This window comes from Bradyrhizobium sp. JHI2711, from assembly GCF_056156565.1.
Genome location: NZ_JBPZPT010000001.1, coordinates 755183 through 769229 on the forward strand (window position 1 = coordinate 755183; position 14047 = coordinate 769229).

Annotated in this window: 8 protein-coding genes; 1 reads left to right on the forward strand and 7 read right to left on the reverse strand. The window is 66.6% G+C overall.

Annotated features, from left to right (window positions below):
- Window positions 1-6: 6 nt before the first annotated feature.
- On the reverse strand, window positions 7-1023 hold the full coding sequence (locus ACTEK7_RS03545; RefSeq protein ID WP_036027973.1) for an amino acid ABC transporter substrate-binding protein: 1017 nt from the start codon (window positions 1021-1023) through the stop codon (window positions 7-9).
- A 397-nt stretch (window positions 1024-1420) separates the two neighbouring features.
- On the opposite strand from ACTEK7_RS03545, the gene metC reads away from it, so the two are divergent.
- Complete coding sequence (gene metC, locus ACTEK7_RS03550; protein WP_036039383.1) at window positions 1421-2605, forward strand: cystathionine beta-lyase; 1185 nt, start codon at window positions 1421-1423, stop codon at window positions 2603-2605.
- Between the two features lie 65 nt (window positions 2606-2670).
- On the opposite strand, the gene ACTEK7_RS03555 is transcribed toward metC, so the two are convergent.
- From ACTEK7_RS03555 to ACTEK7_RS03580, 6 genes are all read right to left on the reverse strand, one after another.
- Window positions 2671-3009 carry a lipid-A-disaccharide synthase N-terminal domain-containing protein gene (locus ACTEK7_RS03555; protein WP_025036223.1) on the reverse strand — a complete coding sequence of 113 codons (339 nt, stop codon included), beginning with the start codon at window positions 3007-3009 and terminating at the stop codon, window positions 2671-2673.
- Window positions 3006-3743 carry a glycosyltransferase family 2 protein gene (locus ACTEK7_RS03560; RefSeq protein ID WP_036027971.1) on the reverse strand — a complete coding sequence of 246 codons (738 nt, stop codon included), beginning with the start codon at window positions 3741-3743 and terminating at the stop codon, window positions 3006-3008. The genes ACTEK7_RS03555 and ACTEK7_RS03560 overlap by 4 nt, the downstream gene beginning before the upstream one ends.
- 76 nt (window positions 3744-3819) lie before the next feature.
- Complete coding sequence (locus ACTEK7_RS03565; RefSeq protein ID WP_225147928.1) at window positions 3820-4665, reverse strand: phosphatase PAP2 family protein; 846 nt, start codon at window positions 4663-4665, stop codon at window positions 3820-3822.
- A 1-nt stretch (window position 4666) separates the two neighbouring features.
- On the reverse strand, window positions 4667-6409 hold the full coding sequence (locus ACTEK7_RS03570; protein WP_036027969.1) for an ArnT family glycosyltransferase: 1743 nt from the start codon (window positions 6407-6409) through the stop codon (window positions 4667-4669).
- 50 nt (window positions 6410-6459) lie between these two features.
- Window positions 6460-8631 (reverse strand): penicillin-binding protein 1C, encoded by a 2172-nt coding sequence (pbpC, locus tag ACTEK7_RS03575; RefSeq protein WP_225147927.1) that lies wholly within the window; start codon window positions 8629-8631, stop codon window positions 6460-6462.
- Between the two features lie 5 nt (window positions 8632-8636).
- Window positions 8637-13832 (reverse strand): alpha-2-macroglobulin family protein, encoded by a 5196-nt coding sequence (locus tag ACTEK7_RS03580; protein WP_225147926.1) that lies wholly within the window; start codon window positions 13830-13832, stop codon window positions 8637-8639.
- Between the last annotated feature and the right edge of the window lie 215 nt (window positions 13833-14047).

The window sequence follows — 14047 nt, forward strand, 5'->3', positions numbered from 1 at the left end:
GGCTGATCAGCGGATCGGCGGCGCGTACTGAAGACCGCCCTTGTTCCAGAGATTGTTGACACCGCGATTGATGCCGAGCGGCGAACCGGCGCCGACGGTGCGATCGAACACCTCACCGTAATTGCCGACGGTCTTGACGATCCGCACCACCCAATCCTTGGTCAGGCCGAGCTGTTCGCCGAAATTGCCGTCGCTGCCGAGCACGCGCTTCAGCTCGGGATTTTCCAGCTTCGCCTTCTCGTCGATGTTCTTCGAGGTCACGCCGAGCTCTTCGGCGGTGAGCATCGCGAACAGCGTCCATTTCACGATGTCGAACCACTGGTCGTCGCCGTGCCGCACCATCGGGCCGAGCGGCTCCTTCGAGATGATCTCGGGCAGCACCATGTGGTCGTTGGGGCTGGCGAGCTTGAGGCGGTTGGCGTACAGGCCCGACTGGTCGGTGGTGAAGACGTCGCAGCGGCCGGCCTCATAGGCCTTGACGGTCTCGTCGTTGGTGGCGAACGCGATCACCTCGTACTTCATGTTGTTGGCCTTGAAGTAGTCGGCGAGATTCTGCTCAGTGGTGGTGCCGGTCTGCACGCAGACCGATGCACTGTTGAGCTCGAGCGCCGAATTCACCTTGAGCGACTTCTTCACCATGAAGCCCTGCCCGTCGTAATAGGTCACGCCGGTGAAATTGGCGCCGAGCGAGGTGTCGCGCGAGATGGTCCAGGTGGTGTTGCGCGAGAGCACGTCGACCTCGCCGGATTGCAGCGCCGTGAAGCGGTCCTTGGCCGACAGCGGCACGAACTTGACCTTGGTCGGATCGTTGAAGATGGCGCCGGCAATGGCGCGGCAGACGTCGACGTCGATGCCGGTCCAGTTGCCCTTGTCGTCGGGCGAGGAGAAGCCCGGCAGGCCCTGGCTGACGCCGCAGGACACCATGCCCCGATCCTTGACGGTCTTGAGCGTTTGCGCATCGGCGGCTTGGGCGGTGAGGCCGGCGGCGAGAGCAAGGGAGAGAGCCAGGGTTACGCGTTTCATGGGCTTTGGGCCTTTCAAGGTCGTCTCAAGGTCAGGAATGTTGTCTTAGGATCGTCTCTGCCAAGCCAGGTCCTTCAAGAATCGGGCCTTGCAAGAGTCATGCTGGAAAACCTTGCCGAACACTCGCCGATCTCGGGAGGCCATACCTTCATCCCCGCCGCCGGCGCCCGCCATCTCTTGGCTGTGACGCGACGTCCGGTCAGGCAATGGATCGAAGGTCGCGGCAGGCCCCTCAACATGCGGCGACTGAATAGCACCTGCGCATCACAGAACGACTGGCGTTCCGGGTCAAGGGGTTGACGGGACTCTTCTGTGTTCTGTTATTAACGACCGCGGCCTTTCGGCCGGCCCAGGGGCGCAATGCGTCCGGTGGAAACGCGGTTTTGAAAGCAGGCCCATGGATTCTTCGTCCCCCCAAGAGCAGCACGCCGAGACCCGGCTGGTCACCTCCGGCCGCGACACCAAGGCGCAGAAGGGGTTCGTCAATCCGCCGGTCTTCCACGGCTCGACCGTGCTCTATCCGACCGCAGAGGACCTGCACGCCCATCGCGGCGAGTTCACCTATGGCCGACACGGTTCCCCGACCACCAAGGCGTTCCAGGAGACGCTGATGGCGCTGGAGGGTCCGCAATGCGCCGGCGTCGGTATCGTGCCGTCGGGGCTGTCGGCGATCTCCACCACCCTGCTCTCGGTGCTGAAGGCCGGCGACCACATCCTGGTTGTCGACAACATCTATCGACCCTCGCGCAATTTCTGCAACGGCATGCTGACCCGCTACGGCGTCGAGACCACCTATTTCGATCCGATGATCGGCGCCGGCATCGACAAGCTGTTCAAGCCCAACACCCGGGCCGTTCTGGTGGAGGCGCCGGGCTCGCAATCGTTCGAGATGCCCGACATCCGCGCCATCGCCGAAGTCGCACATGGGCGCGGCGCGCTCGTCATCGACGACAACACCTGGGCGACGCCGCTCTATCACCGCTCGCTGGACCAGGGCGTCGACATCAGCATGCAGGCGGCGACGAAATATATCGGCGGCCATTCCGACATCATGTTCGGCACCATCTCGGCCAACGCCAAGGCCTGGCCGATGATTGCCGAAGGCATCCGCTTGCTCGGCGTCTGTGCCGGCCCCGACGACGTCTTCCTGGCGCTGCGCGGCCTCCGCACGCTGTCGGTGCGGCTGGCGCAACATCATCGCTCCGGGCTCGAGATGGCGCGCTGGCTGGCGGCAAGGCCTGAGGTTGCGCGCGTGCTGCATCCCGGGCTGGAGACCGATCCCGGTCATGCGATCTGGAAGCGCGACTTCACCGGCGCCTCGGGCCTGTTCAGCATCGTGCTGAAGCCGGCGCCGCAGCAGGCGGTCGACACCATGCTCAATACGCTGAAGCTGTTCGGCATGGGCTTTTCCTGGGGCGGGTTCGAGAGCCTTGCAATTCCCTTCGATTGCGATGCCTATCGCACCGCGACCAAATGGGAGCCCGGCGGCCCGACGCTGCGTCTCCACATCGGGCTCGAGAGCACCGACGACCTCAAGGCCGATCTCGACCGCGGCTTCGCTGCCCTCAAAGCGGCCATGTGAGCATCAGGATTGGGCATCTCGCCTAGCAACGTGCCAGGCTTCAACAAGCGGAGCCGAACGCTGGATCAGCGGTCCAGCGTCTTCGAGGCGGTGCCGCGGTTCTTCCAGATAAGCATGATGTTTCTGATATAGATGATGGTCGCGAGCGACTGTCCGAGGATGATGACGGGCTCGCGCTTGACGACGCCATAGACCAGCGTCATCAGCCCGCCGCCCATCGAGCAGAACCAGAACGCCATCGGCACCACGCTGTTGCCGGCGCGCTCGCTCGCGATCCACTGCACCAGGAAGCGCGCCGTGAAGAACAGCTGCGCGACCAGGCCGAATGCCAGCCAGAAGTCGAACTTGGCGACGAAGACGTCATAGAGATAATTGCTCAGCGCCTGACCGTATTGAATGATCATGCGTCCACCTCGGTCACTTCTGGCGTCGGCTTCTTGCGGCGGATCAGCCACCAGACGCCGGCGAGATCCATGATGCCGATCCACAGCCGGTCGAAGAAACCATAGTTGGACACGCCCGAATGGCGCGGCCGGTCGATCACATCGACATAGGCGATGTCGTAGCCTTCGCGGCGGACCAGGGCGGGAAGGAAGCGATGCAGCCCGTCGAAATAAGGCAGCATCAGGAAAACGTCACGCCGGAACGCCTTCAGCCCGCAGCCGGTGTCGCGCGTGCCGTCCTTCAGGATGGCGTTGCGAATGCCGTTGGCGACGCGCGACTGGAATTTCTTGAAGCCGGTGTCCTTGCGCCCGATCCGCTGGCCGGCCGCGAGCCCGACGCGCCCTGCTCCCTTCTCGACCGCCGCGATCAGGTCGGGCAGGAAGGCCGGATTGTTCTGGCCGTCGCCATCGAGTGTCGCCACGATCTCTCCGCGCGCCGCGCGCACGCCGCTGCGCACGGCCGCCGACTGGCCGCCCGATCTTGCATGGCGAAGCTGACGCAGATTGCTCTGCTGCTTCATGATGGCGCCAAGCCGCTCGCCGGTGGCGTCGGTCGAGCCGTCGTTGACGTAGATGATCTCATAGGGCCAGCGGCCATCGAGTGCCGCGCCGATCTCCGCGATCAGCGGCGCGATGTTGTCGGCTTCGTTGCGCACGGGAACAACGATGGACACCGAAGGCTGGGACGTCGACAAATCGAGGCTCGTGGTTGGAATTGACCTGCCCAAAGGACCTGCCCAAGGGAACCGGCGGTCCGGCAGGCAGCCGCTTTTATGGGGCGGATGCCCGGTGGGCAACCCTTTTGAGGCGGTCGGAAAACGTCCCTGAAAGCGGCACGATGGTGCCGTCGGCGCGGATGGCAAATCCGAGCTTTCGGGCCGCGAACCAGTAATGAACGGCCATGGCGCCCACCGTTCCGACCAGAGCGCCGGCGACCACGTCGCTCGGATGATGCGCCAGCAACACCAGGCGCGTCAGCACGATCACGATTGCGTAAGTGAACATGAAGACGCGCAGACGCGGCCACAGTGCCGAGACGGCAAACGCCAGGGCGAACGCGGCCACGGCGTGGCCTGACGGCAGGCTGGCATAAGCCCCCGTCCCCTCGAACGGGACGAAGTTGAACGGATTGGCCTTGCCCCCGACGAACGGACGTCCGCGGCCGATGACATATTTCAGGATCTCGGCGACGAAGGCTGACACGGCAACCGACAGAAACAGGAATTGCAGCCGCGTGCCGAAGCCGAGCAGCAGCGCGCGGCGGCTCCCACGCAGCCCGGCCGCGACGAGCGCCAGCACCACCAGCGCAGCCCCCAGCACCGAGAGGATATACTCGTCCTTGCCGAAATCGGTGAGGATGCGGATCGGCCACAGGCTCGGCGTGCCGCGCGGCGGCATCAGCAGGATCTCGGTCTGATCGAACGCGACCATCAGTACGATGACGAGCGCTGCACCCGCCGCGGCAAGCCACAGCGAATGCCGCGCCAGCTTCCGGGCGGCCTCGGCGCGGCGCGAGTGCGAGGGCGGCCGCACGAGCTGCGCCAGCGCGCGCCAGGACACCGCTAGCAATTGCGCAGGATAGCCGGCATGCGCTGCAACGTCGGTCAGAGCCCGCATCCTATTCGGTACCTTCCGATCGGAAGATCGAGATCGAGATCGCGCGCCCTTGCGAGAAGTTATAGCCGTCGATGCGCGCGCCGACCTTGTAGCGCAGCCCGATCGCCTCGGCACGCTGCACGAAGCTGCGCTCCGAGCGCTGCTCGATCAGCGCGAAGCGGCAGCTGCCCTGCCGCAGGAAGTCCGCCGCACCGGAGCCGTCGGTGAGCAAGGTCCGGGTGCCCGCCAGGAAGACGAGGCTCGGCTCGTGATAACCGGCCGCAGCCGCCTTCGGTCCGACGCAGGTGACGTTGCGAAGCGCGCGCGCGATCTCGATGCTGGGAAACAGCGGGGTCAGCGACGGCAGCACGATGCCGTAAATCGTCACGGCGAGCATCAGGCCTGCGACCAGGGCGTTGAGAAACGAGCGCTCGGCGCGGTTGGTATCGAACAGCCACCAGGCGAACAGACCGAAGATCAGCGCGGCCGCGATGAACGGCCAAGCTACGAAAGCGGGCTGCCGCGTCAGTATCACCGAGCCGACCACCGCGATGATGGAGGCGGCTGCGGGGATCGCGAACCACCAGGCCGAGCCGCGCATCAGCCAGGAGCGCGACAGCACGCGCCGCTCCACCGCGCCGGCGGTGAGGATCGCGATCGCGGGATACAGCGGCAGCACGTAATGCGGCAGCTTGGTCAGCACCGCCTCGAACACGATCCAGGACGGGATCAGCCAGGCCAGCAGGAACTGCGCACCGGGCTCGCGGCGGGCCCGCCACACCGCGGGCGCCGCCATCGCCGCCAGCGGCGCACCTGGCCAGAACGTGATCCAGAACAGCGCCAGGTAAAGTCCGGGCGGTGCGCCGTGCGATTCCTGGGCGCCAAGCTTGCTCAGCATGTCGCCGCCGACGGAGGTGGTGAAGAAGGTCTCGCCCGCGCGCCAGAAGATCGCGACGAACCAGGGCAGCACCAGCACCAGCATCCACATCAGGCCCCAGACAGGCCGCAGCTTCCACAGCCAGGAGGCGTCGCGGTCCTGGATCGCGAGCGCGACGATGGTCAGGCCTGCGAACATCAGGATCAGCGGCCCCTTGATCAGGATGCCCGCAGCAAGCGCGGTCCAGAAGATCGCGGGCCAGCTCCAGGGCGGATGCGTCTCGTCCTCGGCGCGCTGCCAGGACAGATAGGCCCGCGCCATCGCGCCCATCGCGGCAACCACGCAGAGCAGCAGCACGGCGTCGGTCTTGGCCAGGCGCGCCTCGACGCCGAGCAGCACCGAGGCGCACATCATCAGCGCAGCCAGAACCGCGGCGCGCCGCGTGACGAAGCCGAGCGCGGCCCAATAGGTCATCAGCACGGCGCCGATTGCGCCCATCAGCGACGGCAGGCGGTAGACCCAGATCCGCAATTCGGCCTTCGGCAGCTTGAGCATCGAGGCGGCCTCGACGGTTGCCGACTGCAACCAGTAGATGCCGACCGGCTTCTTGTACCGGACGTCCTCCTGAAAGCGGATGTCGACATAATCGCCGCTCTCGACCATCTGCTTGGTGGCCTGGGCAAACCGTGCCTCGTCGCGGTCGATCGGCGGGATGGTGAAGAAGCCCGGCAGGAACAGCAGCAGCGCACACAGCACCAGGAAGCCGACCGCGCGCGGGTGGCTGGCAGTGACGATGTCGAGCATGCGCACGAGCCCGCTGCCCGGATTTGTGGGCGATTTCGACTCGCGGGGGGCACCAAAACGGGGGCTGGGGTAGGTCTCGGCCATTGGTTCCGCTTACGCTGAAACCGCCATGGCCACAACCGCTTAAGGCAGGGTCATTGAATTCGAATGACGACTGTGTCCGCGGCGCCCGTGGCGTCGATCACGGTGAGCCGTGCAAAGCCCGGGCCGGGCGGATCGATCAACCGATGACGGCGGCCGTCGATCTCGCCGAGCGCGGTGCCGTTAACCATGACGGTCATGGGCAGCACGCCGCCGGCGACCTTGACCGGCATAGCCGCGCTCTCCCGGCCACCCGATCGATCGACGTCGATCCGCGAGCCGTTCAGCGGAAATTGGATATGCAGCGGCTGCTCGCCCCCGCTTCGCACCAGTTCGCCGACCGGACGGAACCGCTTCAAGGGCAGCGGCAGCTTCGCGTTGCTTGCGACCAGGGTTCCCTTGGGCGGCTTCGGCAAGGCGGCCAGCGTCTTGCCGCTGCGGGCGAAGGCATCGAACAGGATGGGCGCTGCGGCGACGCGTCCGATCAGGCCGGGAACCGGCGCTCCGTCCGGACGGCCAACCCAGACGCCGATGGTCATGCGACCGTCGAAGCCGACCGACCAGGCGTCGCGATAGCCGTAGGAGGTGCCGGTCTTGAAGGCGATGCGGTTGTGGGCGGCGTTCTCCGGCGGGGGCGTGCCGAGCAGGACGTTGCCGACCTGCCAGGCTGCGACCTGATCCAGCAGCCGCAGCGGCTCCCGCTCGTCCTTGGCCGTGACAATCTCGCGCAACGGCTTGGTGGTCCCAAGGCGGGCAAAGCCGGCATAGAGCTGGGCCAGATCCTGCAGCGTCACGCCGACGCCGCCGAGCCCCATGGCGAGGCCGGGCGCTTCGTCCTTGGGCAGGACGAGGTTGCCGCCGGCCTGCCGCAGCCGCGAGGTCAGCCGGCTCGAGCCGACGCGGTCGAGCAGCACGATGGCCGGCACGTTCAGCGACAGTTGCAGAGCCTTCCTCACCGGAACCGTGCCCTGGAAGGTCATGTCGAAATTTTCCGGCGCATAGGAGCCGAAGCGGACCGGGCGGTCGTCGATCAAGCTGTCGGGATGGACAAAGCCGTCCTCGAAGGCGAGCCCGTAGATGAAGGGCTTGAGCGTCGAGCCGGGCGAGCGGATGGCGCGGGTCATGTCGACCTGCCCTGCCCGGCTCTCGTCGAAATAATCGGCCGAGCCGACACGCGCGAGCACGTCGCCGCTCTCATTGTCGATCACGACGATGCCGACCGAGATGTTCGGACCCAGCGCAATTGCGCGGTCGCGCGCCAGCGGCTCCAGCACCTTCTGCAAGGTCGCATCGAGCGTCAGCTTGATGATCGGCGCGTCCTTGACCGTCGACTGCGCGGCGTCGGAGGCATGCGGCGCCAGGATCGGCATCGGCCTGCGCAGTTTCGGCACCGGCATCGCTTTGGCCTGATTGGCCTCGTCGGCGCTGACCACGTGCTCCTCGACCATGCGGTCGAGCACGCGGTCGCGCGCCTTGCGCGCAGCCTCCGGAAACCGGTCGAGCCGGCGTGTCTCCGGCGATTGCGGCAGCGCGACCAGCAACGCGGCCTCCGCCAGCGACAGCCGCTTCGGCTCCTTGCCGAGATAGGCAATCGACGCCGCGCGGATGCCTTCGAGATTGCCGCCATAGGGTGCCAACGCCAGATAGAGATCGAGGATCTGCTCCTTGCTCATGCTGCGCTCGATCTCGATGGCACGCACGATCTGCCGCAATTTTGCGTAAAGCGAGCGCTGCCGCCGCGGCTCCATCAGACGGGCCAGCTGCATCGTGATGGTCGAGCCGCCCGAGACGATGTGGCCGCGCGTTCCCAGCTGCAACGCGGCGCGCCCCAGCGCCAACGGATCGATGCCGCCATGGGCGTAGAAGCGCTGGTCCTCATAGGCGAACAGCAGTTTCAGGTAGGTCGGATCGACGTTGGTCCTGGCATCGACCGGCAACCGCCAGCGTCCATCCGCCATCGCATAGGCGCGCAGCAGTTTGCCGTTGCGATCGACGATGGTGGTTGAGACCTGGCGGGCTTCGTCGAGCGGGAGCGGGCCGAGCGAGTAGACCCAGCCAACGAAGCCGATGATGGCGGGGATAAAGGTGAGCGCGGCTGCGGAGAGAAGGCGAAAGGCGATCCGCCCCCTCCGCCCGTCATGGCCGGGCTTGACCCGGCCATCCACGCCAACACCCACCGCCGGCGCGGCCGTGGATGCCCGTGTATGTGGCTCGACCTCGCTCATCTCACTCACTTCGCCGCCCGCACCTCGACACTGCCCGTGCCGGTCCGGCCATAGCGCGAGGGATTGTACATGTCCTCGACATAGGCCTGCGGCAGCACGTATTTGCCGGGCGAGACCGCGCGCACGACATAGGCGAGCGTGAAGACCGACTTGGAATCCGAGGCCCGGTCGACGGCCGCGGTGAAGCGGTCGTCGCGGAATTCGGTATGTTCCGGCTCCTCGCCGTCCTCGATCCAGTCCAGCGTGCCGCTGTCGCCGGACGACACCAGGTTCGGATTGTCGATCTCCAGGCCCGCCGGCAGATAGTCGGACACCATGATGTGGCCGTACTCGGGCTTGGCTTCGGTGATCTTCAGCACCACCGCAAAGCGCTGGTTCTGCTTGACCTTGCTGATGTCGGCGGGCTTGCCGTCGAGCGTGTAGTAGCTGCGCTCGATCTTGAAGCCGTTGGACGCCGCCGGCTCCGGCGTGACCGGCGAGCCCGACACCGAGACGACCGCCTGCACCGGCGCATCGCCGGTGTTGGTGATCTTCAGCGGCTTGCCACCCAGCGTGTCCGCCTTGTAGCTGCGGTACAAGGCGGTCTTGACCGGCTGGCCATCGACCTCGATCGAGAGGTTCTCCCTGGCGAGCGCACGCGCCGCCAGCACCAGCCACGCATTCTCCTGCGTGGAGGTGTAGGGCGTCAGCCCGCGGGCGGTCTCGACCCGGGACACCGCCTGCGTCAGCGTCGCCCTCGGCGCGTTGCCTTCACTGGCGAGAGACACCAATGCTGCGGCGTCGCGCAGCTGCGAGCCGTAGTCGGTGCGGCCGAATTCCAGCGCGGGCTTGGGCGCGAGGCTGTCGAGCGCCGCGCCATAGACCCGCTCGGCGCGGTTGCGGTCGCCGACCAGGGCGAGCGCCGCCGCAAGCTGCGATTTCGCGATCGGGGTCGCGAGGTTGGCAAGCTTGGTATCGGCGAGATAGCGGAGGTCGCCGATCGGAGCTGCGCCATTGCGGGCGAGCACATAAAGGCCGTAGGCGAGATCGCGGCCGCCGTCCTTCTCCGGCTCGTTGGCATTGACGACGGAGTTGCGGATACGGTCCAGCGCGTTCTTGAACAGCACGTCCGGCACCGCAAAGCCCTTCTCGCGGGCGCGGGTGAGGAAGTCCGTCACGTAGGCATCGAGCCAGGCATCGTCGCCGCCGGCCAGCCACAGGCCGAACGAGCCGTTCGAGCCCTGGCGCGCCAGCAGCCGCTCGATGGCGTCGCGGATGCGCTGGTCGACCTCGGTGTCCATGGCAAGATGCGCGCCGGCCGCGAGCTCGTTGACATAGAGCAGCGGCATCGCCCGGCTCGTGATCTGCTCCGAGCAGCCATGGGGATAGCGGTCGAGCGCCTTCAGGATCGTTGCCGCGTCGAGTGCGGTCGACAGGCTGGCCGAAACTGAGACAGCGCCGGTGCCCGGCACGAGATCGGAGAACATGTCCGAGGTCAGCGTCAGACTCTCGCCCTTCGCCAATGTGCGGATCGAACGCCGCGCCAGCACCTGCGTCGCCGGCTTGACGTCGAACGCATAGTGACGCACCAGCGCGAGGCCATTCGGGCCCTTGATGTCGACGTCGAGCGTCGCCTGCCCCGCCGCGGTCGCATCGAGCGCGAGCGAGACCGAATTTCGCTGCTTGGCGGCGAGCTTCACCGTGGTTGCGGGATTGCCGGTCATCTTCACCGGGCCGCCCGCCTTCACGCTGATGACGTAGTCGCCGGCCTGGCCCTCCACATTGTCGATCTCGAGGTTGACCGAGCCGCGGTCGCCGTTGAGCAGGAAGCGCGGCAGCGTCGCCGTGAGCACGACGGGATCGCGGATCACGACGTCGGTGTTGGCGCGGCCGAGCTTGGTCGCGGTCCACGCCACCGCCATCACGCGCGCGGTGCCGGCGAATTCCGGAACATCGAAGCTCACTTCGGCCGAGCCGTCGGCGGCGACCGTGACGATGCCGGAATAGAGCGCGAGCGGCTTCTGCGTAGGCGGCGAGCCCTGGAGCTCGCCACCGGCGTCGCCGCCGGACTTGATCTGGCCGCGCGTGCCCGACATGCCGTCGATCAGCTGCCCGTAGAGGTCGCGAATCTCGGCGCTGAGGCGACGCTGGCCGAGATAATAATCGTCCGGCGCCGGCGGCTTGTAATTGGTGAGATTGAGGATGCCGACGTCGACCGCGGCGATGACGACCTTGGCGTCCTCGCCCGGATTGAGCCCATCGAGCTTGACGGGGATCTTCAGCGTCGAATTCGGCCGGATCAGCGAAGGCGGCGACAGCTTGACCTGCAAGGTGCGAGCCTGCTTGTCGATGCCGAACCATTTCAGCCCGATCGCACGGCCCGGCATGCGCTGGGCGGCGGCATCGAGCGGACGGCGCAGCGTCGCCACCACATAGGCGCCGGTGCCCCAATCCTTGCCGATCGGGAGCTTGACCTGCGCGGTGCCTTCCTTGACGTCGATGGTCTGCGTCGTCAGCAGCCGCTCGCCGAGCACGTTGATGGTGAGCTTGCCGGCGCTGCGGATGTTGACGGACACCGTCATGGTGTCGCCGGAGGAATATTGCGGCTTGTCGATCGAGGTCTCCAGCAGGTCCGGCGTGTCGGCGCTGCCGTCGGAGTACCAGCCGACGTCGAACTGCACCGAGGTCACCGGGCCGTCGGCCTCGTTCGACTTGACGTCGAGCCGGTAGCGGCCGGGCTGCGGCGTGAGCGAGATCCGCGTCGGCTTGTCGACCGTAACAGTGACGTCGCCATCGGCGACGCGCGAGGTCGACTTGACCGGCTCGTACTCCCAGTAATTGTTCTGGCGGTACCACTGGTAGCGCGACTCGATCTTCAGGAGCTCATAGCGCAGGCCGTCGCGGCGCAGCTTCTCGCCCTCCGGCGAGACGAACACGACGTCGAACTCGGCCTTGTCGCCCTCGGTGACGTTCTTGTCGCCGAACAGCGGCTTGATGCCGATCTGCGCCGTTGCCGGCGCGACCGGCAGCACGATCTTGCGCTCGACGGCGCGGCCGCCGGTCTCGACCATGCGGACGAAGATCTGTGCCTCCTGCGGGCGCGTCGAGGCCGGCTGCTTGTCCAGCGTCACCGGGAAGGTCGCGACGCCATTGGCGTCGGCCTCCGGCAGGTTCTCCAGCGGCGTGCGCTCGTTCGAGGTGGTCTCTTCGTCGTCGACGCCGAACTTGTAGCCGGCGAAGCCGGGCCGCTCGGCCGCCGGCGCGATCAGCATGTCGCCTTCGAGCTGCAGGCCCGAAGCAGGTGCGCCATAGAGGAAATGACCGTCGGCCTTAAGCTCCACTGGAGCGTTAGCTTTGATCAGCTTGTCCTTGGCGGACAAGTCGAATTCGATCCGATCGGGGACATAATCCTCGACCATGAAGGTGGTCTCGCCGACCGAAGCTCCCTTCGGATCGGTGAAGGCGCGCACCCGCCACGTGCCGGTCGGTACGGCCGAGTTGAGCGGCACGGACAGCGTGCGGCCGCCGGCGCCCTGATCCGCCAGTACGGCGCGACGATATTCGACGCCGTCCGGGCGCTCGACCACCAGCGTCATCGGCCCGCCGGCGACGGCATTGCCCTGCCCGTCGCGCAGCAGCGCGGTGAGGAACACGGTCTCGCTGGAACGGTAGACGCCACGCTCGGCATAGACGAAGGCATCGGCGCCGGCGGGCACCGCGCGCCCCGAAACGCCGCGGTCGGACAGGTCGAAGGCCGAGGTCTTCAGGCTCAGGAAGGCATAATCGGCCTTCTCGCCGGTGACCGTGAGCATCGCCGGCGACAATCCGCCCTCGCCGCGCGCAAGGCCGGCCTCGAACAGCACGTGACCAGCATCGTCGGTCTTGCGCGTCGCCAGGATCTCGTTGTTGCGCGCGACCAGGCGCACCTCGGCCTTGCCGACCGGGTCGGTCGACGCCAGCGAGTTGACGAAGACATGAATGCCGTCATTGCCGGAATAAGCGGCGATGCCGAGGTCGGAGACGATGAACCATTGCGTGGCGAGCTGGTAGTCCTCGTCCGAGGCCCTCGCCGCGGCCGTCATGACGTAGACACCGGGCTGGAGCTCGCCGAGCGCCTGGTCGACCGGGAACGCCGTGGTGACGTCCTGGTTCAGCGTCGTCGCAGTCGCAAGCTCGCCGGTCCAGACCTTGACGCCGCGCTCGTCGCCGAGCTCGCTGAGCTGGTACTTCGACAGCGTCCTCTGGAAATCGCTGTCGACCACCGTGTTGATCAGGTTGCGGTCGCCGATCCGGAAGACATTGATGCTAACCGCAGGCGTGTTGACACTGACGACGGGAATGCCGCGCTGGCCGGTCCGCGGCAGCACATAGGCACGGCTGGTGAAGCGCACGAACGGCTTGCGGTCGCGCACATAGATGTTGAACTCGGCCGATTTCGGCAGCCCCTCCTTCACGGCCGACGGCAAGCCGGCGCGCAGGTTGATGTTGTAGCGCTCGCCGTGCTTCAGCCCGTCGACGCAGAGCTGCTTGCCTTCGGCCGACAGCGCCGGCTTGTCCTGGCCTGCAAGCGCCAGGAACGGCGCGAAGTCGGTGCGCTTGGCGAGCTCCTCGGAGAACTGGAAGCAGGCGCGCGGGCTCGCCGAGTCCGAGTCGACGGTATAGTCGAGCAGCCGGAAGCCGTGCTCGTCGCGCATCTTCTCATATTGGCCGCGGACCTCGGCGACCTCGCGCATGTCGAGCGACAGCCGCAGCGCATCCAGTGCCGGCCGCCACAGCTTGCGGTCGGCCAGCGCCTTGCCGAGCACGGCGAGCGCGTCGGCCTCCTCGCCCGGATTGCCGGCGCGCATGTAAGCGATATAGGCCGCCGTCGAGGCGCGCTCCAAAAGGAAGGTCTGCTCGCTCGAGCTCTTCGGCGAGATCTGGAAGATGACCTTGGCGAGCCGCAGCCAGTTGCCGGCATCCTCGGGCGTGGTCGCGGCGATCTGGCCGAGCACCGAAAGGCCGGTGCGGTAATCATTGCGCCGGAAGGCGGCGTCGGCGTCCGTCTTCAGCGTCGCATTGGTCTTGGCGACCGGCCCCGCCTCGCTCTTGATCTGGGCCTCCAGCTTGATCGCGGAATCCGCGAGGTCGTCGCGTTTGAACGCCTTGTCGGCGGCCTGCGCGGTGACAAGGCCGAGCGCTAGCGCGGCGCAGATTGTGACGGCGCGAACGAGACCGATCATTGAAGACTCCCGGAAAGCGCGGACGAACGCCGCGGCGGCAAATGAAATGCGCGGAAAGGTGACGGACTCAAGGCGATGGAACCAGAAGGTGCAAAGCGTCGCGTTCGCCATGACAGAGGTAAGCCCAGAGGAGACCGGCCAAGATATCGCCACGCACGCCGTCCTGATGGCGCAGCACTACCTGACCAGTCGACCGGCGGCCGTGCCCCGGAAGC

What these genes read in the sequence shown, in the direction of transcription:
- ACTEK7_RS03545 (WP_036027973.1), bottom strand. Translation starts at nt 1,023, where the DNA reads ATGAAACGCGTAACCCTGGCTCTCTCCCTTGCTCTCGCCGCCGGCCTC.
- metC (WP_036039383.1), top strand. Translation starts at nt 1,421, where the DNA reads ATGGATTCTTCGTCCCCCCAAGAGCAGCACGCCGAGACCCGGCTGGTC.
- ACTEK7_RS03555 (WP_025036223.1), bottom strand. Translation starts at nt 3,009, where the DNA reads ATGATCATTCAATACGGTCAGGCGCTGAGCAATTATCTCTATGACGTC.
- ACTEK7_RS03565 (WP_225147928.1), bottom strand. Translation starts at nt 4,665, where the DNA reads ATGCGGGCTCTGACCGACGTTGCAGCGCATGCCGGCTATCCTGCGCAA.
- ACTEK7_RS03570 (WP_036027969.1), bottom strand. Translation starts at nt 6,409, where the DNA reads ATGGCCGAGACCTACCCCAGCCCCCGTTTTGGTGCCCCCCGCGAGTCG.
- pbpC (WP_225147927.1), bottom strand. Translation starts at nt 8,631, where the DNA reads ATGAGCGAGGTCGAGCCACATACACGGGCATCCACGGCCGCGCCGGCG.
- ACTEK7_RS03580 (WP_225147926.1), bottom strand. Translation starts at nt 13,832, where the DNA reads ATGATCGGTCTCGTTCGCGCCGTCACAATCTGCGCCGCGCTAGCGCTC.